At 48.0% G+C, this 21,678-nt stretch carries 24 protein-coding genes and 1 tRNA gene; 9 read left to right on the top strand and 16 right to left on the bottom strand.

Annotated features, from left to right (window positions below):
• Nucleotides 1-11: 11 nt before the first annotated feature.
• The gene (locus tag ACZ50P_RS01130; protein WP_464119674.1) at nucleotides 12-389 is read right to left on the bottom strand and encodes a SnoaL-like domain-containing protein; all 378 of its coding nucleotides are present in this window, start codon (nucleotides 387-389) and stop codon (nucleotides 12-14) included.
• 80 nt (nucleotides 390-469) lie between these two features.
• Complete coding sequence (locus ACZ50P_RS01125; protein WP_464132856.1) at nucleotides 470-3,931, bottom strand: hypothetical protein; 3,462 nt, start codon at nucleotides 3,929-3,931, stop codon at nucleotides 470-472.
• 211 nt (nucleotides 3,932-4,142) lie between these two features.
• Between ACZ50P_RS01125 and ACZ50P_RS01120 the strand changes: the two genes are divergently transcribed.
• A complete protein-coding gene (locus ACZ50P_RS01120) occupies nucleotides 4,143-4,385 on the top strand; it encodes an AbrB/MazE/SpoVT family DNA-binding domain-containing protein (RefSeq protein WP_464132855.1) in 243 nt (80 codons plus the stop codon).
• Between the two features lie 168 nt (nucleotides 4,386-4,553).
• Here the strand turns inward: ACZ50P_RS01120 and ACZ50P_RS01115 are convergent, their stop codons facing one another.
• The 3 genes from ACZ50P_RS01115 to ACZ50P_RS01105 all read right to left on the bottom strand — a co-directional run bounded on the left by ACZ50P_RS01115 (nucleotide 4,554) and on the right by ACZ50P_RS01105 (nucleotide 6,472).
• Nucleotides 4,554-4,913 (bottom strand): hypothetical protein, encoded by a 360-nt coding sequence (locus ACZ50P_RS01115; RefSeq protein WP_464132853.1) that lies wholly within the window; start codon nucleotides 4,911-4,913, stop codon nucleotides 4,554-4,556.
• A gap of 329 nt (nucleotides 4,914-5,242) precedes the next feature.
• Complete coding sequence (locus tag ACZ50P_RS01110; RefSeq protein WP_464132850.1) at nucleotides 5,243-5,488, bottom strand: hypothetical protein; 246 nt, start codon at nucleotides 5,486-5,488, stop codon at nucleotides 5,243-5,245.
• A gap of 9 nt (nucleotides 5,489-5,497) precedes the next feature.
• Nucleotides 5,498-6,472, bottom strand: coding sequence for an RHS repeat-associated core domain-containing protein (locus ACZ50P_RS01105; RefSeq protein WP_464132849.1), 975 nt, complete (start codon nucleotides 6,470-6,472; stop codon nucleotides 5,498-5,500).
• On the opposite strand from ACZ50P_RS01105, the gene ACZ50P_RS01100 reads away from it, so the two are divergent.
• Entirely contained in the window at nucleotides 6,466-7,047 is a 582-nt protein-coding gene (locus tag ACZ50P_RS01100) for a hypothetical protein (protein ID WP_464132847.1), read from the top strand. The two genes, ACZ50P_RS01105 and ACZ50P_RS01100, sit on opposite strands and share 7 nt — an antisense overlap.
• A gap of 11 nt (nucleotides 7,048-7,058) precedes the next feature.
• Here ACZ50P_RS01100 and ACZ50P_RS01095 read toward each other — a convergent pair whose 3' ends face one another.
• Genes ACZ50P_RS01095 through ACZ50P_RS01085 form a run of 3 tightly spaced genes read right to left on the bottom strand, consistent with a single transcriptional unit; the run spans nucleotide 7,059 to nucleotide 8,106 of the window.
• Nucleotides 7,059-7,673, bottom strand: coding sequence for a hypothetical protein (locus ACZ50P_RS01095; protein ID WP_464132845.1), 615 nt, complete (start codon nucleotides 7,671-7,673; stop codon nucleotides 7,059-7,061).
• Nucleotides 7,670-7,792 (bottom strand): hypothetical protein, encoded by a 123-nt coding sequence (locus tag ACZ50P_RS01090; RefSeq protein ID WP_464132843.1) that lies wholly within the window; start codon nucleotides 7,790-7,792, stop codon nucleotides 7,670-7,672. The genes ACZ50P_RS01095 and ACZ50P_RS01090 overlap by 4 nt, the downstream gene beginning before the upstream one ends.
• Nucleotides 7,789-8,106 (bottom strand): hypothetical protein, encoded by a 318-nt coding sequence (locus tag ACZ50P_RS01085; RefSeq protein WP_464132842.1) that lies wholly within the window; start codon nucleotides 8,104-8,106, stop codon nucleotides 7,789-7,791. Before ACZ50P_RS01085 ends, ACZ50P_RS01090 begins: the two co-directional genes overlap by 4 nt.
• Before the next feature lie 212 nt (nucleotides 8,107-8,318).
• Here ACZ50P_RS01085 and ACZ50P_RS01080 point away from each other — a divergent pair, with 212 nt between their 5' ends.
• Nucleotides 8,319-8,714 (top strand): hypothetical protein, encoded by a 396-nt coding sequence (locus ACZ50P_RS01080; protein WP_464132840.1) that lies wholly within the window; start codon nucleotides 8,319-8,321, stop codon nucleotides 8,712-8,714.
• Nucleotides 8,715-8,731: 17 nt separating this feature from the next.
• On the top strand, nucleotides 8,732-9,292 hold the full coding sequence (locus ACZ50P_RS01075) for a hypothetical protein (RefSeq protein WP_464132838.1): 561 nt from the start codon (nucleotides 8,732-8,734) through the stop codon (nucleotides 9,290-9,292).
• A 302-nt stretch (nucleotides 9,293-9,594) separates the two neighbouring features.
• Here the strand turns inward: ACZ50P_RS01075 and ACZ50P_RS01070 are convergent.
• The 5 genes from ACZ50P_RS01070 to rpsU form a co-directional block, all read right to left on the bottom strand.
• A tRNA-Met gene (locus tag ACZ50P_RS01070) sits at nucleotides 9,595-9,671 on the bottom strand.
• A 106-nt stretch (nucleotides 9,672-9,777) separates the two neighbouring features.
• Complete coding sequence (rpoD, locus tag ACZ50P_RS01065) at nucleotides 9,778-11,607, bottom strand: RNA polymerase sigma factor RpoD (protein WP_464119567.1); 1,830 nt, start codon at nucleotides 11,605-11,607, stop codon at nucleotides 9,778-9,780.
• A 14-nt stretch (nucleotides 11,608-11,621) separates the two neighbouring features.
• Nucleotides 11,622-13,490 (bottom strand): DNA primase, encoded by a 1,869-nt coding sequence (dnaG, locus tag ACZ50P_RS01060; protein ID WP_464132836.1) that lies wholly within the window; start codon nucleotides 13,488-13,490, stop codon nucleotides 11,622-11,624.
• Between the two features lie 14 nt (nucleotides 13,491-13,504).
• A complete protein-coding gene (locus ACZ50P_RS01055; protein WP_464119563.1) occupies nucleotides 13,505-13,951 on the bottom strand; it encodes a GatB/YqeY domain-containing protein in 447 nt (148 codons plus the stop codon).
• A 92-nt stretch (nucleotides 13,952-14,043) separates the two neighbouring features.
• Entirely contained in the window at nucleotides 14,044-14,238 is a 195-nt protein-coding gene (gene rpsU / locus ACZ50P_RS01050; protein ID WP_464121377.1) for a 30S ribosomal protein S21, read from the bottom strand.
• Nucleotides 14,239-14,417: 179 nt separating this feature from the next.
• Here rpsU and ACZ50P_RS01045 point away from each other — a divergent pair, with 179 nt between their 5' ends.
• From ACZ50P_RS01045 to ACZ50P_RS01025, 5 genes are read left to right on the top strand one after another with little or no spacing between them, the layout of a single operon-like run.
• Nucleotides 14,418-15,479, top strand: coding sequence for a hypothetical protein (locus ACZ50P_RS01045; protein ID WP_464132835.1), 1,062 nt, complete (start codon nucleotides 14,418-14,420; stop codon nucleotides 15,477-15,479).
• A gap of 42 nt (nucleotides 15,480-15,521) precedes the next feature.
• Nucleotides 15,522-16,274, top strand: coding sequence for a TerC family protein (locus ACZ50P_RS01040; protein WP_464132832.1), 753 nt, complete (start codon nucleotides 15,522-15,524; stop codon nucleotides 16,272-16,274).
• Nucleotides 16,274-17,206 carry a tRNA adenosine(34) deaminase TadA gene (gene tadA, locus ACZ50P_RS01035; protein ID WP_464132830.1) on the top strand — a complete coding sequence of 311 codons (933 nt, stop codon included), beginning with the start codon at nucleotides 16,274-16,276 and terminating at the stop codon, nucleotides 17,204-17,206. The genes ACZ50P_RS01040 and tadA overlap by 1 nt, the downstream gene beginning before the upstream one ends.
• Before the next feature lie 59 nt (nucleotides 17,207-17,265).
• The gene (locus tag ACZ50P_RS01030) at nucleotides 17,266-18,588 is read left to right on the top strand and encodes a DEAD/DEAH box helicase (protein WP_464132827.1); all 1,323 of its coding nucleotides are present in this window, start codon (nucleotides 17,266-17,268) and stop codon (nucleotides 18,586-18,588) included.
• Nucleotides 18,558-19,574, top strand: a complete 1,017-nt coding sequence (locus ACZ50P_RS01025; RefSeq protein WP_464132824.1) for a M48 family metalloprotease — start codon at nucleotides 18,558-18,560, stop codon at nucleotides 19,572-19,574. The genes ACZ50P_RS01030 and ACZ50P_RS01025 overlap by 31 nt, the downstream gene beginning before the upstream one ends.
• Here the strand turns inward: ACZ50P_RS01025 and ACZ50P_RS01020 are convergent.
• From ACZ50P_RS01020 to ACZ50P_RS01010, 3 genes are all read right to left on the bottom strand, one after another.
• Nucleotides 19,571-20,380 carry a gamma-glutamyl-gamma-aminobutyrate hydrolase family protein gene (locus ACZ50P_RS01020; protein ID WP_464132822.1) on the bottom strand — a complete coding sequence of 270 codons (810 nt, stop codon included), beginning with the start codon at nucleotides 20,378-20,380 and terminating at the stop codon, nucleotides 19,571-19,573. The two genes, ACZ50P_RS01025 and ACZ50P_RS01020, sit on opposite strands and share 4 nt — an antisense overlap.
• Before the next feature lie 225 nt (nucleotides 20,381-20,605).
• Nucleotides 20,606-21,325 (bottom strand): response regulator transcription factor, encoded by a 720-nt coding sequence (locus ACZ50P_RS01015; RefSeq protein WP_464132820.1) that lies wholly within the window; start codon nucleotides 21,323-21,325, stop codon nucleotides 20,606-20,608.
• A gap of 53 nt (nucleotides 21,326-21,378) precedes the next feature.
• The gene (locus ACZ50P_RS01010) at nucleotides 21,379-21,603 is read right to left on the bottom strand and encodes a hypothetical protein (protein WP_464119547.1); all 225 of its coding nucleotides are present in this window, start codon (nucleotides 21,601-21,603) and stop codon (nucleotides 21,379-21,381) included.
• Nucleotides 21,604-21,678: the final 75 nt, after the last annotated feature.

Genomic DNA, 21,678 nt, shown 5'->3' with positions numbered 1-21,678 from the left:
GTGCTCAGTGTTTACATGGCATAGAAGAATTCTTCTTTGATAATCTTACCGTTATGAACGGTGTAAAGACCCACCTCATTCATCTTCATGCGCTTTTTAGTCTTCTTATCAGTGGCATCAACCTTAAAATAGACGGCAAAGCGATCTCCACAGGGAAAGGGACCATCCACTTCCATGGAATGAACATCCATGGTTTCTTCCCACTCTTTGTTTTTCTTACGGATGGCTTCAATTCCGTTCACCCCCTCAGGCATCCCCGGCATTGACATCGCTTCATGACTCTCGATTTTATCAGAATAAAGCTGTTCCACGGCTTTGAGGTTTTGACCTTTTTTACAGAGCTCCACCAGCTTCTGTCCGACTTGTAGGGTGTCCGATTGTCTTTCCATATCTCCTCCTTAAAGGTTAATGAAAACAATACTGAACCTACGACGGGACCGAGGGAATATGTTTGAATACAGGAACCGCCTCAATAAACAGGTTGCAACAAATTAGCCCGACGGAATCGGTCCAAATAGCTGTGCCCTTGATATTTGCCAATCTCCCGGGCCCAGAACTCCCCATTCTTCTGTTTACGGAATGTGGGATGACTGAGTTCAAGCATGTTCGCGATGTTAGTGGTCAGCCAGATGTTCTCGTCACGAGTAAACCGTCGCAGTTGCGACACCATCTCGGCTTTTTTTCCGGTCAGATCCTCCAACAGACTTAAAAGATCTTTGGCCTGGGCTTCCAGCGTATAAAGCTTTCCGAAGGTGGTCACCTCGCGGTCCATGGCCTTTAAAAGCTTCTGCGCCTTGTGACTGATGCCTTCACGCGGATCATTTCCGGCAGAATCATCACCGTAACGAGCCCCCGGCACGAGATAATCCAGGTTGTTGATATTCGTGGCCGCCGTCAGGATGTCCCGCAGAGCCTTCTTCGAGATCTGCCAGCGCATCGTGCCTACCAGTTCAGGATAAGCATCCAGTTCATCAGGCATTTGGAAACGAATGTAGCCGTCGATACCAGCCCTTTTGTTAAAAAACTTCTTAAAGGTTTTTTCAAATTCTTTGCGAGTGCAATAGTTGTCAAAAATTGATTGAGTCAAAGTCACTTCAATCTCAGCAAAACGCCTTGCTTTGTCATCCACAACGGCTTCCAAAGCCATGCCAATCTGAACGCCTTCGCCCCAAAAATCTGTCACAACATCCGTCGTCGGCTTGAAGAAGCCAATATCAAGCTTATCTTCCCACAGACGACTGAGCCCTCGATCATAAGATCGCGATTTATGCCCCAGCACCAGTCTTTGCCCATCTACCAGCAGATCACTGACACCGGTGTCAGAAGACCGCTTCCAGACCATAAAAGCCAGATTGAAGCTTTTGCTTTTCGCCGACTCAATCCACTCATGGGGTTTGACCATCTTGGCAAGGGCTGTAAAGTCGGTGTCCACCAGTGCTGACTCCACCGCATCCTGCAATTGCATCTGCTTTTCCAAAGACTCATTCAGCAGATCGACCCGGTACATGCGATAGACTTTCTTCGTTCGTTCTGCCCTCACGTTGGCGGCCAAACGCAGATAAGTCCTAATATCAATTCCACTATAGGCAGATGCCACGTCCACGTGATCCGTACTGATCTCAAAAAGCGTGGGATGAGGCTTGGAATAATAGATGGATTTAACCGAGGCATAGCCCAAGCCAAGCAAGGCCGCTTCGATCTGAACGTCCTCAATCACCTTCAACTTGGTCTTTCCGACCGAGGCACCAAACGAATGGCTGACACGCAGTTGTTCACCCACAGCCAAAGATCTTCGGATTTCGCGAATACTGAACGGATTCAGCAGACTGAAGAATCGGCTGGTGCCAACTTCCTTCATTGTCGAAACGCTGTGCAGGTACTCAAACGTGTAGGTATAATAAAGCCCCACCGGCGCTGTGACACGGTCGTTGAATATCCCGACCGGAAGACTGATGCTCAGTTTGTCGTTCAGAAGATACCGCTTCTGGCCGGGGCCCAGTTCCGGATTCACGCTGACGCCTCTGGAAGCTTCAAATCCAATCCCGCCCTCCAAAGTCCCGTTGCCCAAATCAACGACGAAGTCCGCCTTGCCGTAGTTTGCCGGATTAAACAGAGATAAAAATTTATTCTGAAGAGTGTTAATGGTGAGAACTATCGCCCCTTGAAACGGGGTAAAACGATTTCCCAGAATCGGCAGGGTATTGCCGGGATATTCTTGCGCGCCTTCCTTCAAAAAGCCGTGCTCATTGATATAGTCCGGATATGCTGACGCCAGGTCCTGCTTGGACTGCACCGGATGCGGTTGGAACCCCTCTTTAAGCAAATCAAAATCCACCATCATCTTGTTCAGTCGGGATTTCAGTTTTTCCGCATAAAGTCTTTGCACCGGCTCGGGGAATCCTGATGTCTGCATAATACCATCAATTTGATCTGTGCGAATCTGCGCCATACGACGGGCCATCCACTTCACATCGCTGTACGTGGTGTCCTTCCAAGTTCGCGAATTAAAGACCGAGAACCAGAACAGACGAACTTGCCCGTTGTTTCGTTTTGTGAACTCCCACGTAAACTCGTTCACAGCCCCTACGTTTCCAAGCATGGCCGGAAGCCCCAATGCAGAACTGGTGTCCGACAGGAAGAAGATCGGCAACCATCCCCGCCGCTCGTCGCGAACGGCGTCCACACGGGCCTGATATTCAAACTGGTCCTGCAACGAGATCAAAGCATTATAAAGAACCATGGCCCGGTACTCGCGGCGATTGCGCAATCCATTGTCCCCCATGCGGAACGGACCCATCCGGCGATAGTCGTCCTTGTCTGGGTAGGCCTCCAGGGTCACGTTCTTCATGATGACGGCATTTTCACCAGGAATTCGTTCAACATGCGTCATCGCTGAGCCCATTTCCAGTCCATGCACATTGCGCCACTGAGTCAGGAACTCTTCAAACGAGGTATCCCCCAGTTCCAGCTTGATCGCCGACCGAAATGTTGTCGGATTGGCCGGATATCCAATGATTCGTGCCAGATGGTTCACCACAGAGGCATTGTAGGCTTCAAAGCCCACACGCAAGGTGACGTCTTTCTTTTTGGGAAAGCCTTTTTTATTTAGCTCCTGATCGTCGAACCAGTGGGTCTTAAACTTGATCGTTCCATTCCCCATGCGCTCATAGTGAAAGACCGGCAGAGGGTTGTTCCTTGGAGGGAAAAACTTTCTTTTCCAATAAATCTCTAAATAAGGATCGTAAGCGGCGATGTCATTGTCCGTCCAAATCGCCGAGGAGGGAGGATCCAGCTTCGAAAGATCATTCCCTGCCTGCTGATAGGCTCGCAGTTCTTTTTGATTTGCGAAGTGTCCGTTTAGAAGTAAATTGCTAGCTTGGGTTTTGGCGGAATCATCAATGGAAAACTCAAAGAAATTTTCCGCAAGATTCTTCACTCTCTCTACCAAAGAAGTAAAGATCGTCATCGGATAAGGGGTGTAACCAGCAGCAATAAAAAGAAGAATCAATTCAACCTTTTCATGGATTTCATTGGGGCTCATTCGCGAATAGCGCGCCTGCAAGTCTCGCGTGTGCTCCAGGGCAAAGATCAAAGGTGCGATGGCTTCGGACTCGCTGCTTTGGGCTTCCAGGCCCTCTTTTTCGGCCTTATCGTTTTCATAGCCGTGCACCAGAATCAAATTGGTCTTGCGGTTCATCTTGGCCGAATCCATCAACAACGACTTTTGAAGCTCCAGAAACTGCACCAGAGACTCAAGCTTGCGCGGGGACAAGGTCCCTTCTGAATTGTAGAAGAACTTAGTGCGATAAAGCTGCAGGGCCGGGTCATGGCCTTTCTCAAGGACCCCCTCTGACGGAGAGTACGGGCTTGTCGCCAGGACGGACAGAGGAACAGAAAGGACAAGGATCAAAAGGGACAAAAAGCGATTCATGGCATTCACCTGCGACTTGTTAAAGGTCACTTTCTAGTGAATTCCACTGCCGAACGCCAGTTGCGAAGAGTTCAGGTCTGTTACTTATCAGAAAGGCAGGCCCCTCAAGGCCCTAACTGGACGAAGGATTGTTTGTGGCGTCTTATGGCAGGCGGAATGAGGACAAAACCCCCGTTTAGCCTTTAAGATAGACTTACGGAGATCCCACAGCATGAGCAAATCAGGTGCAACATCCAAAGCTTCCCGTAAAAACCAAACCACCATCCCCGCCCGCGTCCGCCAAGCCCTAGGAATCGCCAAAGGCGACACCTTGTTGTGGACCGTGAATGGGAACGAGGTCTCTATCCGCATCATCAACCGCAAACAGGTTGATTGGTCCAAAACCTCAGAATTGTCGTTATTGGAGTGGTCCCCAGAAACTGAGAAGCCTACAGAACCCGACGCGGGTCTGTAGTTAGACCCTCACTAATGATCTGATAAATCTAGAATATAGATCTCATAAAGAACATCATCTTTAGTATCATCCGAGTACTCTTCCATGTGCTGCCCCATATGTACAAAAGAGTTTCTCTTTAAGCCTTTTACAGAAGCAACATTGCTTGCTCTTGTCACAGCCCTTAATTCACGAATCCCGGAGAAGGTCGACCGACATGCACTTGCGTGCGATTGCAGATTGTCGGATGACTGCTATTTGTCCGAAGGTTTCTACAAATGAGTTGTAGAATGGAAGTCCGCGAGACACCATTTTGGCTTCTGGATTCAGCTTTAGGTAGGCATCTAAAAACTGCTTAGTCGGCAGATGTGAATACCCGGTCATCACGTCCGTAATAAACTGAGCATGAATCTTTAGTTTAAAATCATTGGCCTCATTCAGCATCTTAAACTTATTGCGAATCCGTTTCTTACTAAATGGATTCAGATAAGAAGCCTGGTAGCCTCCGTTCTTTAGCTTATAAATTGAAACTTCAACCTCTTCTCTCATAATACCCTCCAAGGCTAGCATCGTCGCACCATTGCTCCGTTTTTGTTGTCCCATATTCTGCATGTACCTTTTTTCGAGGAAACTCCGCAATATGCAAAAGTTTGACAGTGGCCTGATACAAATTCGAATGAAAAGCGCAAGAGTAAAAGAGAGATGTTCTTTAAGGGAGAGATTGAAAAACGGTCGTGCCTAATTTTGAGACTTATTATTTTTGCCTTCGATTTTTAAAAACAAAAACCCAGAACTTTTTTAGAATTCTGGGTTCGTTTTAGGCACGGGGTTTATGATGGCTATTTTCGACCAGGCACGTTTTCAAATTAAACTACACACTAGAGCTTGAAATCAGGAAACCATCCAAGCCGTGCCCCAACCGAATAGGCCAATGTAAAAAGCAAAAAAACACAACAGAAGACTCCGAGGCCCAGCCAGAAAAGAACAAACTTGCGCATTCCAGGCGTGGTCTTGGGGTTAATGCGGTCCTTCAGAACAATTTTAAAGGTATTTAAAATTGGCTTGAATCCTAAGATACAAGCCAACATTAAAATGACTACTATAACTATGTCTTTCGTACTCATAAAGCTATCCTACCTGCAAGCTCCGGCCCCCTCAATCGTCGTTCCAATTGCAGTTCCAGTCAAGAGCGACGCCCAGAACTCATTTGTTCGCGCAAGACCAACCCCAATACTTCTTCCAATAACCGGCGTACCGTAAAATACAGCAGTCCCAGCTCCCAATCCGACACCGGCCCCAATTCCACCAGCGAGAGCGCCAATGCCAATTTGGGAATAATTTAGGGCGCTAATCGAAGTTCCTGTGGCTACCTGAGTAGCAACACTGGTGCTACCTCCTATAACGGCGTTCGCCGCAATAATACCTGTGGCTGATGAAGTAAATGCACTTACCCCCATAGATGCAGCGCCAGCAACAGCACCAACCGCAGCAGAAACAGCTACAGTCCGAGCGTCTCCCCCTGCCAAATATGCCGAAACCCCTGAGGCAACTCCGCCCACAACTGCACCTATACACCAAGGACAGTTCCCAGTTGGGTCAATTAAATTCACGGGGTCATTTTGCACGTATCCGAAGAGGTTAGTATCTCCCCCATTGAATAAAATAGGGTCTTTAGAGGTCCATCTACCAGTTTCTGGGTCGTAGTCGCGTGCTCCGAACCGAACCAGCTGTGTGTGGTTGTCATAATGGCCCCCAGCAAACCCAAAAGGAAGATAACCAGGATTTGTATCCTCAGTCACTCGCCCGAACTCATCGTGATTCATTCTTTGAATCACGGTACCGTCAGATTGCTTTACCACTAGTCTCGGAGAGCCAAGATGATCGGAAATGATTCGATACTTCACACCAGAAGCGATCAAATAGTCCGGAACATTTGCTTTTGATCCCCAAACAAATCTCTTCGTAATTGCCCCTGAAGAATTTAGTTCGGCCGCAATTCTGTAGCGGTCCATATAGACCCAACGCTTTTGAACTGTCCCATTTACTTTTTTCGCAATTCTACGGTTCAAACCGTCGATCTCATAGGTGATAGCGGTTGACGGTGGCACATTTACCTGACGAAGATTCCCAAAAACATCGTAACTGTAAGTCGTTGTTTGCGATGTCGTATTGTTTGTCTTGCATCGGAAGTCTCCCCAGATTAGATGATAGAGAGTGGAAAGGTGCAGCCCTAGAAACAGAGAGAGATGTCGAAGTGAACTTCTTAGAACCTCTATTGTTAGAATTAGGGTTCACCGAAACCGACTGGGAACGCCAAGTAAAGTTACGTATTGGGAGATCAGAAAAAGTCATTCCCGACTACTTACTTCATGTATGTAGAAACCCACAAACCAAAACAATTAACGCCTCATGGGTTTGGGAAGCAAAGCTAAGTATCTCAACAAATGAACAACTAGGGAAAGATTTCGGGCAAGTTTCCTCCTATGCGAAACTCGTTAATGCCGAAGGCATTGGACTTATCAGCAGAGAAGGTGTTTGGATTAGCTTTCGCAGGGATAACTACAGCCTCACCAAAGCGCTGTATTGGCCTGCATCGCAACTATCAGAAAGAGATCGACTCAATGAGCTTCGTGCTCGCATCGGAAGTGCAGCATTCAATATGAAGAAATCCGCCAACAAATAGTCAGTTAGTAGCTACTGACTATTTGTTGGCGACAAGGTTTCATCTACAGACTCACGATCCAGGTTAGCATAATCAATCAACTTTTTTAGAATGGGAGTGAACTCGAAGGTGTCCCCACTATCGTCCATAAAGCCTTGTGCTCTTTGGACCAAGCCTGTTCTTTGCATTCTAATGAAAAGTGCGACCATCTCTATAGGAGGGATTTCTGGAAATCTCGCATGAAGTTCAGTCCAAGTTTTTATGTCTGGAGCAACTAAAGAATCTTTTCGCTCTTTACCAATAGAATCTTTCTTGTCGTATAGTTCATATGCAGTCATGAGTAAATTAAGCTCTGGCTCGTTGAGTTCACTAACCATATCAATAAAGTCCAGAACAGAGTATGCATAAACAGATTGCACCATTCCCGAGGCAGTCAGCTTCGCGATCATGTTGTTTCGCCTTGATCCCTGTTTTTTAAGACTAGCTTGAATCGAAAACTTTAACAGATGCTGCCCCTCATCGGATTGAAAGAACTGTTCAACCGAAGGCTTTTTCTTGAGTGAGTTAATTTCACGCATTAGTCTTAAAACAAGCTCCATGGCATTGTCTTGCTCAACCTTAGAGAGCGACGCCAAATAATACTTCATAGTGCTGCGGAGATGCCTGTGGCTATGCCCGCAAACTCAGGGTTCATTGCAAAGATACTTGTAACCGTTTCGACAGCAGGAAGAGTTGCTTCGACGACCTCTTTAAACTTTGAACTCATGTATAACCCTCAATTTCTATGGGACGCCCATTCTTTGCCTCAACGAAAGTGACGGTGATATGATTATCTCCGGCTGTCTCTCGCTGCGACGACTCGACAGATTTACGTTTCGGATAAATATAATCCATAAGGCTCAAAAGAATGGTGGCTTGCTTATCAGGGGACAGCTTTGGTAAGAGGCTAATTAACTGTTCTGGAACATTAAAGTTATTCGAGGCAAAAATATCCTCAAGAAGCTGACTCTTCTTATTGGGAGTACCTTTTTTCCGACCGCTACCTGAAGGCTTTTCCTGTCCACATTTAAACTGTGCCATATTACTATCTTAGCTTAACATCTAATTTTATTGAATAATAATTACCCAATTCTATTCTTAACAAAAATTTCACACTAAAACACATTATTATTTATCTCAAAATGCCGATAATTTTGCCTATAGAATCACAGCAGAACTAAAAGGAGAAGTCCAATAGTTCGGCGCAAGCGAATAGGCTGACTGATTTCTCATTTGTACTTGAAGGGACAACTATGAATTATACTGATTTTAAAAGACACATTTATGGTTCCTCCGCCTCCGACTGGCTTTACGACGATGACAAAGGTATTTATACATTTAAAAATGATTTGAATATTACCATCCGAGCCGATCGAAGCGACATCGACAGGTCTTTCACTGAGCCGTGGCACCAGGGACTTCCAGATCCCACTGCATATCGAACAATTTATGAGCTTTATTACGGCTCATCTTATGTTGACTACGAACTAGTGGTAAATGTTGATGGCGGAAGAGCAAGCATTCCATTGCCAGAAGAAGGATACGGCAACCCTTGGATTACAACAGATCAGAAGGCATTCGGTGAAATTATAGATCGTCTCAACACTCTGAGTGAGTATTTAAGACGCTGTAATGTGTCCGTGCGTTGAGCGCTCAAAGGTATTATATGGATAATCTAACCTTCGTAGCCGAAATGACAAAGGCACTCGCTTGGCCTGCAGTGTTTTTGATCGTGATGATTCTATTCAAGAAACAATTACTCAATCTATTGAATGGAATAAAACTGAGGAGAATTGAGAAAGGTGAATTCAAAGCTGAGTTTGAAGCTGTAGCGCAAGAAATTCGGGGAGAAATTCCTTCTACTAGCAAAGGGCAAACCACTAAGGCAATCCCCTCAGGTATACAGAAAAAGATTGAGGTCTTAGTCAGTACATCTCCCACTCAAGCTATTCTTGAAGCTTGGAATCAAGTCGAGGGCCTAGTCAACTCTGTCGCAATAAGGTCTGGAGTAAAAAGAGGTACGGTTCAGACACTGCTCGATATGCTAGTAAAAAAGGGGGTAATAGAAAGTGCAAGCCGTGATTCGGTTCTTGGGCTGTATAGGCTTCGTAATTTAGCCGCACATGGCCCCCCTAGTAAAATATCACCCAAACAAGCTCGTGACTTCGTAGTTATGTCAGAAGCGATTTTATGGACTCTCGAGCAAGAAAATAAAAAGTTCATTTAATATCTTTGGGGGGGACCGATCTCAAAACATTAGCAGTCGCTCCCCCGTCAAATCCTCGCCTCTATTAAGCACTACTTTAACGGGTCATCCGCCCACAGCTGTAGAGGACTCTGTCAGAGTTTTTAACGTTCTGACCATGACTCTGACAGGACTCTAGCAACTCCCGTTATTTACTATGATTTTGAGTGATTTGACTGAGCGGCTATCAGCATCAGTTACTCTTACTTAATTTATTGTTTTTATTACTTCTTTTAAAAAGAAAGGCCACCTTCCGGCGGCCATCTTGATCCCAATGTTATTTTTGGTAGGGGGCGAGGGACTTGAACCCCCGATCCCAGTGTTATGAGCACCGTGCTTTAACCAACTAAGCTAGCCCCCCACGAACTGGAATGAAAAGAGCCTATCAAACTAAAAAAGACTTGGCAAAACCACAGTGCATCAGCCTAAACGAAAAAAGGCTCCCGAAAGGGAGCCTTTTGAGCAATCTAGCTATCAACAAACGCTTTAAGTTTATTAGACCGGGATGGATGACGAAGCTTGCGCAACGCCTTCGCCTCGATCTGACGGATACGCTCACGGGTGACGTTGAAGTCCTGACCCACTTCTTCCAAAGTATGATCTGACTCTTCCCCGATACCGAAACGCATACGCAGGACTTTTTCTTCTCTTGGAGTCAAAGTCGACAGCACACGGCGGGTTTGTTCAGCAAGGTTCAGGTTCACAATCGCTTCTGCAGGATTGATGACCTTTTTGTCCTCGATAAAGTCGCCCAGGTGTGAATCTTCCTCTTCACCCACTGGAGTTTCCAAAGAGATAGGTTCTTTCGCAATTTTCAGAACTTTACGAACCTTATCAACCGGCATGTCCATTTTATCCGCGATCTCTTCCGGGGTCGGCTCACGGCCAAGTTCCTGGATCAGGTAACGGGATGTACGAACAAGTTTGTTGATGGTTTCGATCATGTGCACAGGGATACGGATCGTGCGCGCCTGATCGGCAATAGCACGAGTGATCGCCTGACGGATCCACCAAGTCGCATAAGTCGAGAATTTGTAACCACGACGGTATTCGAACTTATCAACGGCTTTCATCAAACCGATGTTACCTTCCTGGATCAGATCCAGGAATTGCAGACCGCGGTTGGTGTACTTCTTCGCGATGGATACAACCAGACGAAGATTGGCTTCAACCAACTCGGATTTCGCCGCATCGGCCTCACGCTCACCTTTCCAGATGGCCGTGTAGGTTTCTTTCACCCAGTTGTGATTCATTTCGGTTTCTGAATCCAAACGGCTGATACGCTTTTCCGCTTCCTGAGCCTGCAATACGTAGGATTTGAACTTCTGATAGTTCAAACCAGTATCACGGGTCATGCGGGTCAGTTCTTTTTCATTCGCATCGATCAGCTTCATACGCTCAGCCATGGCTGCAACGTCTTTGGAGAACGTACGCTCCACACCGTCTTTGATACGACGGCGAAGAGTTCCGATACGGTTTACCAAGTTTTTAAACTTGATCACAATACGGTTGATCGTCTTACGGTTGAAGTTCACGGATTCAAAGTTCGCCATCAGCTTGTCATTCATGACAACAAGCTCTTTCATGGCAGCCTGGCGAGCTGGCGTGTTGGTTTCTTCTTTACGAAGAACCACGAACAGCTTTTCTGCGGCCTTCTGATACTCTGTGACCTTACCGATCAATTCGTGAATTTTGTCGATGTATTCCTTTTCGTCGTACTGAGTGTCCTCGTCCTCAAGACCACGGAAGATCGATTTAACTTTGATACGGCCTTCATCAAGGCGCTTACCAAGCTGGATGATCTCGTAGGTGCCCAGTGGGGACAAAAGGATCGCACGAACGATCTCGCGTTCCCCTTTTTCAATACGACGGGCAATTTCCACTTCCCCTTCACGGGTCAGTAGGGAAACGCTACCCATTTTGCGCAGGTAAAGGCGTACAGGGTCATTGCCCTTAACGTCTTCACTTTCGGCCAATTCTTCTTCATCAACTTCTTCGTCTTCAGAATCGACATTTTCAAGGAAGGAACCTTCGCCTTCCTCCGCTTTCGAACTTTCAGACAAGTCTGAAATAACTACACCACCGCCCTCAAGGCCATGCATGAACATGTCCAGGACTGACGGAGCGATAATTTCAGGGGGAAGGAGCTCATTGATCTCTTCGATCGTGAGCGCACCCTTCTCCTTCGCAAGCTTCAGGAATCTCTGGATTTCTTCTTTAATCAGAGACTCTTGTTCTTGCAAAGAAAGCACCTTTACAGGCTCTTTCTCTTGTTTGTTTGGTAGGTTCGGTTTCATCAATACCCCGCCTTTTACCCTTTATTCAGAGAGATTCGGTTTCTCTGAATATTCATAATCTGTTCCAACTTTTCCGAACTAGGTTCGTTTTTAAGATCTCGTGCCAGGCGCTTTGCTTGTTCGCGCAGGAAATTTTCTTTTACGCGCTTAAAGCAATCGCGCAGGAGTTTCAGTTCTGCCTCTTCGTCAAACCCTGGATCGCCCTCATTCGCTGGGCTCACTTGGAATAAATATTCAGGCTGATCGACGTAAGAGACAAGGAGACTGGTCAATTTATCAAACTTACTAAGATCTTGTCTATACACATCCGTGGCTTTTTCGAGGATCTTCTTCACTCCTTCATGGGCCGTGCTCTCGAGAAGATTTTCATTCACAAACGACTCGAAATTGGCACGACTTTTGAGTACCAACCCCAAGAGCATCAGCTCCGCTTTAGAGGCTCCCTGGAGGCTGATTTTGCCCCCATCCACTGACTGGGACACCTCCGAAGAGGCTTTTGGGTTAGCTGCGCCCACAGAAGGGCTTGGCTGCACCGTCCTAGTCATTCCTGGGCGACTTTGTGAACTTACAGGACCACTGCCCTGTATTCCCACAGCCTGACGCAACCAGGGAAGGCCTACGCCCATTTTCTGAGCGGCCTCTGCCAAGTACAAATCCCGCAATCGAAGGTCGGGAATGGACTCAAACAGTGGCTTTAGCTTATCGGCTAATTTTACTTTTTCCGAAGCCTCGCCACGGTATCCTTCCATCCAACGCGACAGAATCATCACAAATAGATCCGGAGCGCGATCCAGCTCGATTTTCAAGGCTTCAGATCCGTATTTTTTCACATAATCGTCCGGATCCATTCCATTCGGCAATGTGAGACCTTTTGGATATAAATCCGCCGCCAGCAAAATCGGCAAACTGCGCTCGGCCGCTTCCATTCCCGCGGAATCCCCGTCAAACAGGGCCACCACGTTCTTGGTCATTCGCTTTAGCATCTTGCCGTGATCCGGCGTCAAAGCCGTGCCCATGGTGGCCACGACGTTGCGAATGCCCGCCTGATACAAGGACACCAGGTCCATGTATCCTTCCACAATCAAAGCCAGATCTTCACTGCGAATGTAGCGCGCCGTCTGCGACAGACCGTACAACACACGGCCTTTCACGAACACCGGCGTCTCTGGAGAGTTCAGATATTTCGGCTCGTTTTCTTTTTTCTCTAAATAACGTCCACCGAACGCAATGGGCTCCCCCATCGCCGAGAGAATCGGGAACATCAAACGATCACGGAAAATATCAAAATGCCCGGACTTGTTGTTGCGAGCCTTCACCAAGCGCGCCTCTTCCGCCAAGGCCATCGGCACGTTTTTACTGAGCAGGTACTGCTCCAGCCCGTCCCACTCTGGCAGGGCATAACCCACACCAAAAGCCTCGATCACCTCTTGCGACAAACCACGACTGGCGATGTAGCGTTTCACCGGGTGATCGTGAGGAACGCGCTTAAGTTGCTCTGAAAAATAATCAGCCGCGAGCTTATTTACTTTTAACAACAACTTCTTTTTGTCGTGCGCCTGGTCTCTTTGGGCGTCTTCTTTTTCCGGCGCTGGCATGGGGATGCTGGCGCGATCGGCAAGGTATTCCACCGCTTCAGGGAAACTCATCCCCTGATAGTCGCGCAAAAACGAAAACAGGTTGCCGGATTTATGACAACCGAAACAGTGATAGACCTGTTTTGTTTCAGAAACGGAAAAAGACGCCGTTTTTTCGGCGTGATCAGGAAACGGACAGCGGCCCATAAGGCCGCTACCGCTAGGTTTCAATTGAGTGTATTGGGAGATGATGTCTACGAGGTTATTGGCCTCTGACACCTTCTCGATAAAGTCTTGAGAAAATCGCATGCCTCTCCAACAAATTAAGAAAGCTTAGATTTAATAACTTCGCTCACTACTTTGTTGTCGGCGGCGCCACCGGATTTCGCGATGACTTCTTTCATCACAGGACCCATGTCCTTCACGGATTTAGCACCCAATGCTGCAATTACTTCTGTAACAAGAGCTTCGATTTGTTCACGGCTCATTTGCGCTGGCAAATAAACTTCCAGAACTTTCAGTTCGGCAGTTTCCTGCTCGACCAGATCCGTGCGGCCTGCGGCCTGGAACTGTTCGATGGATTCTTTGCGTTGCTTAACAAGCTTTTTAACCACATTCATCACTTCTTCCGGAGTGATGGGATCTGGTCTCATGTCGATTTCGCGGTTTTTGATCGCAGACTGGAGCATACGAAGAGCTCCCAACTTTGCAGATTCTTTTGCGATCATGGCAGCTTTAACATCTGCGGCGATTTTATCTCTGAGTTCCATAGTGCCTCCAAAGGGACTTAAGAAGAGATTTGGTCATAAAACAGAGGCGACCAGTGGTCGCCTCTTGAAAAAACAAACTTTCAAAAAGGGAACTAGTCGTTCCAACCTTTTCTGGATTTTTTTACAGCGCGTTTACGAGCTGAAAGAGACTTCTTTTTAAGTCTTACAGAAGGTTTTTCAAAGTGTTCGCGTTTTTTAACTTCAGAAAGAATACCTGCTTTTTCGCAAGACTTTTTGAATTTTCTGAACGCTGATTCAAAAGACTCACCGTCTTTGATCTTAACCATTGCCACGACAATCACCTTCCCTTCTGATGTGGAATTAGAATTTGAGAGAAAGAGTGTATAACAAAGCGGCAGAAAAGGGGCAAGTCTCGGGGTCCTGACGCGACGAATTATTCACGCCTTTGCACAATTTGATTGAAACACCCCCCAAGGAATGCGGAAATTGCAACAGAGGGGACCCTATGAAATTACTTATCTATTTGATATCACTAATATTCGTCGGAACTAACCACGCCCATGCCTGGGAGGATTTTTATATCCTGCAACCAGGCCAACTGCGCTTTGAGCGCGCCGCTACTCAAAAGTTCACTCACTTTTCCCAGTCCGACTGCCGTGCGCGCATACAACAGATCACCTGCATCGTGAATCCGTCTCAGAATCCTCAAGAGCCCCGAACGTGCCAAGAGGACAGCCCCACAGCCGCCCCGGCCCTCGAAAAGATCTACGATATTCTGCCCCCGAAACTGCAAAAGGTCTTCTGCGGACTGGATGTCATTTACATCGAAAATCAATTGGAGGCTTTGGCCTATGCCGGAGTCATCCAGGCTGATGCCCAAGGCCATGTGCAAGGCTCTTTCATGGGCATCCGCCGCACCCTGATTGAACAAAACTACGACGCCACCTCTGTCTTTGGCTGGAAGGAACAAAAAGCCTTCGGGATTAAGGCACCTCCGTTTGTTCATCTGCCAGAAGGACCTCGCGTGGACGTGACCCTGCCCGTTTCCCTTTCCGCCCTTCATTATATTGTCGTGCATGAATTCGCGCATATTCTGGATTTCGCGAACTCTGCCAACAACTTTGTCTGCCCGGAGGGGGAAACCTGCAACCTTTCCCAAGGCCAGATGGAAGAGTTCAAAAAACTCATACCCAAAGAAGGCTCCTGGGGCACTTTGAGCTGGAAAAGCCTGATGGAACCGCTGCCAGAGCAAAGCTTTCCCCTGTGGAATAAACTCTGCTTCTATGGCTGCACCGAGCAGCTGGGACTGCAGGATATCGAGGCCTTCTACCACCAGCTGAATCCGACCAACTTTGTATCCACTTATGCCGCCATCAGTCCGTATGAAGACTTCGCCGAAAGCCTGACTTTTGCGGTGATGGCTGAACACGAAGACTTCCAGTACCGGATCCAAACCCCCTATGCGTCTTACTCCCTGGATGCCAAGTGGCGAAGTATCGGGCCGAAAAAAATCTGGATGCAGGACTTCCTGAACCGCGATCTGAAATACCCAAGCCCGATGAAGTAGTTTATAAAAAAGAGAACGACTTAACAGGAGTTCTCTTTTTTTATGACCGAAATGCTTGCGAACCCACAAATCTGGATCGCCTTTTTCACCCTTTTTGCCCTGGAACTTGTTCTGGGAATCGACAACGTCATCTTCATCTCCATTCTGGCTGGAAAGCTCCCCAAAGAGCAGCAAAGCAAAGCGCGCATGATGGGCTTGGGATTGGCCGTGATCACTCGTGTGATTCTGCTATTCTCCTTGTCCTGGATCATCGGACTGACCGAGCCTTTGTTTGAAGTTCTGGGTCAGAAGATCTCAGGACGGGATCTCATTCTGCTGCTGGGCGGTTTATTCCTGATCGTCAAAAGCACAATGGAAATCCATCACAAGCTGGAGGGTGTTGAGGGCAGTCAATCCAATGCGGTGGCCCACTCCTTCAATGCCGTGATTGTGCAGATTTTGCTTTTGGATGTGGTGTTCTCTTTGGATTCTGTCATCACCGCCGTGGGCATGGTGAATGAAATTGCCGTGATGATTGCTGCCGTCGTTTTGTCAGCTGTCGTCATGATTGTATCCGCGAAGACCATCAGCGACTTTGTGGACTCACATCCTTCCTTGAAGATCCTTGCCTTAAGCTTCCTATTGATGATCGGCTTTACGTTGATCGTTGAGTCTTTGGAAGTTCACATACCGAAAGGATATGTTTACTTTGCGATGGCCTTCTCTGTCGGTGTGGAAATGTTAAACATTCGCATGCGTCGCAAAAAGCCAGTTGAACCGGTCAAACTTCGCGAAAGAATTGCTGAGGAAGCGTAATGAGCACCACGTCCCACGACGAAAAATGGATGAAGAAGGCTTTGCAATTAGCACGCAAAGCCGCCGCCCGGGATGAAGTTCCCGTAGCCGCCATTGTCGTGGGTCCCGAGGGGCTGATTTCCTATGCGATCAACACGCGCGAACGCCAGCAAACTCCACTGGGACATGCGGAAATGCTGGCCCTGCACAAGGCCTCGCAAAAACGCGGAAGCTGGCGACTGAGTGACTGCACTTTGTACGTCACACTTGAACCCTGCATCATGTGTGCAGGAGCTATTCAGCAATCCCGTGTGGCGCGCGTGGTGTATGGCGCCACCGACCCCAAAGCTGGCGGGGTCGGCAGTTTGTATCAAATCCTGAACGACCCACGCCTGAACCATCAGGTGGAGGTCACCAGTGGCATCCTGGAAGACGAATGCAGCGATCTGCTGCAAAGTTTCTTTAAGGACCGCCGTGATGAAAAAAAAATCGACAAGGCTCTAAAAATTTACCGTGAAAGATCTTCTGTCGTGGTTCTGCATAAGAATCAGGTCCTTGGTTTTCACGCTGTTGACCCCACTTCAGAGGTGCCTTACTTCTTCCTGCCTGGAGGGGCGATCGAAGAGGGTGAAACACCGGCCGAATCAGCGGCGCGTGAATGTCTGGAGGAAACCGGCTATCGCGTGCGCATTCTGGAAGAAACTGCTTTTGAACGAAAGTATGACTTCCCCTGGGATGGAAAAGTTCACGCCTGCAAGACCACCTTCTTTGTCGGCGTCTTGGATCAAGAGTGGGTCGCACCGACACAAGTTGAGGATGCCTCTTATCACCGGGGTGTGGAGTGGATTGACGCCAAGACCGCCTCCACGGCGTTTGCCTATAGCAAAGATATCCTGTGGGCCGTGCAAAAACTTCTGAAAACAGCCCAAAAGAAAAATCAATCCAGACGATAACCCCTCGAAACCAGAATTAAATTTACAGGAAGCAGGGCCCCTGTTAGAAGTCTGATCCAATGACGACTACAAAATTTACTGATCTCCCCCTTATTGCCCCTCTTCAATTTTCCTTAAAAGAAGCAGGTTACGAAACTCCAACTCCCATTCAGTTGGCAGCCATCCCTGTGATTCTTGAGGGGCATGACCTGCTGGGAATCGCCCAAACAGGCACCGGAAAGACGGCAGCCTTTTCACTGCCTATTTTGCAGAATCTGGCAAAACACACACGCAAGATTGAACCCAAGTCTCCACGCTGCCTGATTCTGACCCCCACACGTGAGCTGGCGATTCAGATCCACGAAAACATCGAGGCCTACAGCAAGCATCTGAAGATGAAACACACTGTGATCTTTGGTGGTGTTGGACAAAGCCCGCAAGTGCGCGCCCTGCAAGGAGGCGTGGATGTTCTGGTGGCAACACCAGGTCGCCTGCTGGATCTGCACGAACAAAAACATCTGAAGCTGGATCGCGTGGAAATCTTCGTCCTGGATGAAGCCGACCGCATGCTGGACATGGGCTTCATGCAGGATATTAAAAAGATCCTCCCTCTGCTGCCGCAGAAACGTCACAACCTGTTCTTCTCTGCGACGATGCCGCACGAGATTCAGACTCTTGCCAATCGTATTTTGGTGAATCCTAGGAAAGTGGAAGTGACTCCGGTTTCCTCCACCGCCGAAAAAGTCGAGCAGCGTGTGATGTTTGTTGAAAAACCGCAGAAGCTGGATCTATTGCTGCACCTTTTGAAGGACCCGGCTCTTCACAAAGTTCTGGTGTTCTCGGCGATGAAATTTGGCGCTAATAAAGTTGTGGATAAACTGACCAAGGCTGGCGTCAAGGCGGCAGGCATTCACGGTGACAAATCACAAAATGCCCGTCAACGCGCCCTGGAAGATTTCAAAAGCGGTGATGTGCGTGTTCTGGTTGCCACAGATATCGCCGCTCGTGGTATCGACATTGACGGCATCACACATGTTATCAACATGGAACTGCCACACATTCCTGAAAGCTATGTGCATCGTATTGGAAGAACAGCCCGCGCTGGCGCTGAGGGCATTTCCATTTCCTTCTGCACCGCCGAAGAAAAGTCTTTCCTTTTCGCAATTGAAAAAGTCACGCGCACAAAAGTCACCGTGATCGAGGACCAACCGTTCCATTCTGTTGAAGCTGCCAATGCGGCCGTTATGACTGTTGGAAAAGCCAAAGCGATTTTGGAAGGTCAGCGTTTGCAAAACAAGGCAAAACACAGACCTTCTGGCGGGAATAAACGCCCAGTTGCCAAAGGCGAAGGCGGTCGCGTAAAATCGACTCCATGGCACAAAAGGAAGCGATCCAAAAACTAGATGACGTATTGAAACAATGGACCAGCACCCCGATGGGGCGAAGAACCTTCTTGGCTTCGCTCCCACTTCTGATGGCGGCGTGTGCAACAGAACAGCATCGCCAACGCGAGGGCAACCTACGCGGGGATGAAACCTCTCTGACTGTGGCCGATGAAAAGCGTATGACTTCGGAAGTTCTTCCGCAAATGCGCAAAGACTATCCGGCCATTCAAAATCCCCAACTTCAATCTTATATCAGCCAACTGGGCCGCAAGATCGTGACGGCCAACGGTTTGGAAGGTCAACCCTACAATTACAACTTCACAGCCGTCGATGTGGGCTATGTGAATGCCTTTGCGCTGCCGGCAGGAACTGTGTTTGTCACTGCTCCACTGATTGCCATGGCTGATTCTGAAGCTGAACTGGCGGGCGTGATCGGGCATGAAGTCGGCCACATCAAAGCCCGGCATACGGCCATTCGCATGGATGCCGCGAAGAAAGCCGAAAGCAAGTCCTGGATCTATGCTGCTGGCGGGGGCCTGCTTGGAGGCGCCTTGGGTTACGGACTTGGTAAAATGCTGTGCAAACAAGGCGACGATGAATGTATGCAGAAGGCGACTCTGTACGGAGCTGCCGCCGGAGCTGGTGGTGGTCTTCTGATTCAAAAGTATGCCTTTATGGCCAATTCCCGCGAAGACGAGATGGAAGCAGATCGTATCGGTTTCAGAACCTCGGTGGCGGCGGGTTATGACAAAGACAAAGTCGGTCTTTTCTATGACAAACTTCTAAAAATGGAAGAGCAGAACAAAGGTCAGCAGAACCCCCTGATGATTTCACTGGCTGATGCCATGAGCACTCACCCGCCAAGTCGCGAGCGCGTGACTCAGATGAATCAGATGGCGTCCGATCAACCTCGCAACCCAAGAGCCATCACTTCGACCAAGGAATTTGATCGCATGAAAGCCCTTTGCACCGAGCTTGCGAAAAAGAAGCAGCAAAAAAGCTAAAGATCGTAGGATTTTTCGACAGTTTTCGGGAGGCCCCGGCAGGCCTCCAGGAACTTTTTCACCAGAGGCTCCGACGACAAGAAACGAGCCTCATCATCAATATGAAATTCCGGGTGCCATTGCACTCCCACAAAAAAACCATCTTCCGTGGAACTGAAGGCTTCAACCAGACCATCGGGAGAGCGCGCTTCCACACGCAACCCATGCCCCAGCTTTTTCACCCCTTGATGGTGAATCGAAACAATCTCACCGCCGGATGAATACATGTCTTGCAACATTCCACCGGGCTCAATATCCACGGTGTGAGTCAGTTTTTCATAAAGTTCAGATTTGAAGTGCGAAAGATTGCTGGGAAGTTGAGTCGGCAGATCTTGGAACAAAGTGCCGCCTTTAAAAACGTTCATCAGCTGAAAACCCCGGCAGATTCCCAGAACCGGTTTGTTGCGAGTGACGAAAGCTTTCAGAAGTTTCAATTCATAGCGATCGCGAATGGGATCAATCTGGTGCTTTGCCATGATCTCGATGGGTTCTTCCCCATAGACGGTCGGGGAAATGTCCACCCCGCCTTGCAAGACCAAGCCATCCAGAATTTCCGCATATTGATGCACATTCAGATCATCTTTTTCCAGAAGACCGGAGGATTCCAAAGAAGGAACCATAAAGACAAGGCCGCCGTGCTTGGCAATCAAATGCGCCAGGCTTTGCTCAAGATACTGAATAGTTTTGCTCTTAATTTCAAAACCATCCGGCGTCCGGTGCAAAAGACGAGGAGAAAGTCCAATGAGTAAAGGTTTTACTGCGTCCACACTCTAAGTGTGGCCCCAAAACCAGTCGATGTCGATAGACTTTGTCTCTTCTCAAGAATTCACGACCCATCGCAAACACACCCTTTACCCAAACCCAAAGGTCGGTCAAAAGGGTTCAGCCGCGAGGCGGAGGGCTTTTTACGAAACGGAGGCGTGCTCCAAGCACGTCGGAGAGAAGTAAAAGGCCCAACAACGAAGTGGATGAGCCCTTTTCACCGACCGCGCCTAGTCTTGGGCTTCTAGGCGGTATCCTAGAGACGGCACAGCCACGATACGGCCGTTGAAATTCTGGATCTTGCGCTTCAGATAATTGATCTGAGAATCGACATTTCGGGACGTCACTTCTGTGTCACCCCAGATTTCAGACAAACACTTTTCACGAGTGACAAGGTTGTTTTTGCCAGCCACCAAAAGTTTCAGGATGTCGAATTGTTTTGGTGTCAGATTCACCTCATTGCCATCGACAAACACCTGGCGAGACAGAAGATTCATCTTCAGGTTCGCTGCGTTTAATTCAGACGCTGTTTCGGTCTCTTTTTCTGAAAGACGAGCTTTGATTCGCAAAATCAGTTCTTTGACATGGAATGGCTTGGAAATGAAGTCATCCGCACCAGTTTCAAAAGCCTTGATACGTTCATCAATAGTCGCTGCACCAGAAACAAAGATGATCGGTGTGTTCTTGGTTGTATCGCTTTCGCGAACCATGCGGCACACATCCACACCCATCACTCCAGGCATCTTATAATCTAATAAAATCAAATCGGGACGCTTTTCGTTGATTAAACGAAATGCTGAAGTGCTGTCCGATGTATAGGAGCACTCGTAGGTAGAGCTGAGAATCTCGGCAAGAAGCTTACAGCTCTCTTCATAGTCATCTACAATTACGATTTTTTTTGCGCCCAAGTCCGTTCCCCTTAAAGGAGTGGAAGTTGTAAACATATTCATATTTGAAGAATCCCCCGTTCAGGCGAAAAGTGCAAGCGGCAAGGGGTCTAGTTTTACATTCCCTTAAATTTGATGCGCTTACCTTCTAGGATTTTCTTCAATTGATCACGTTTGTCACCCTGAATTTCAATCATCCCGGACTTCTCACCCAGGATATGGGTTCCTCCCACCCCGCATTTGGCCTTTAGTTCCTTTGCCAGAGTCTTCAAATAAGTCTCATTCCTTGGAAACCCATCCAAGACCGTGACGATCTTACCGCCCCGTCCGCTTTTTTCCATTCGGAAAATCACTGTAAATTGTCCGTCCTGCACCGCTTCTTCAGGCTGGCAGCGACATTCGGCCTTTAATTCTTT

The sequence above is a fragment of the Bdellovibrio sp. CKG001 genome (assembly GCF_055397465.1).
Note: the sequence above shows the minus strand (reverse complement) of the source record. Positions and strands in the feature narration are given on the sequence as shown.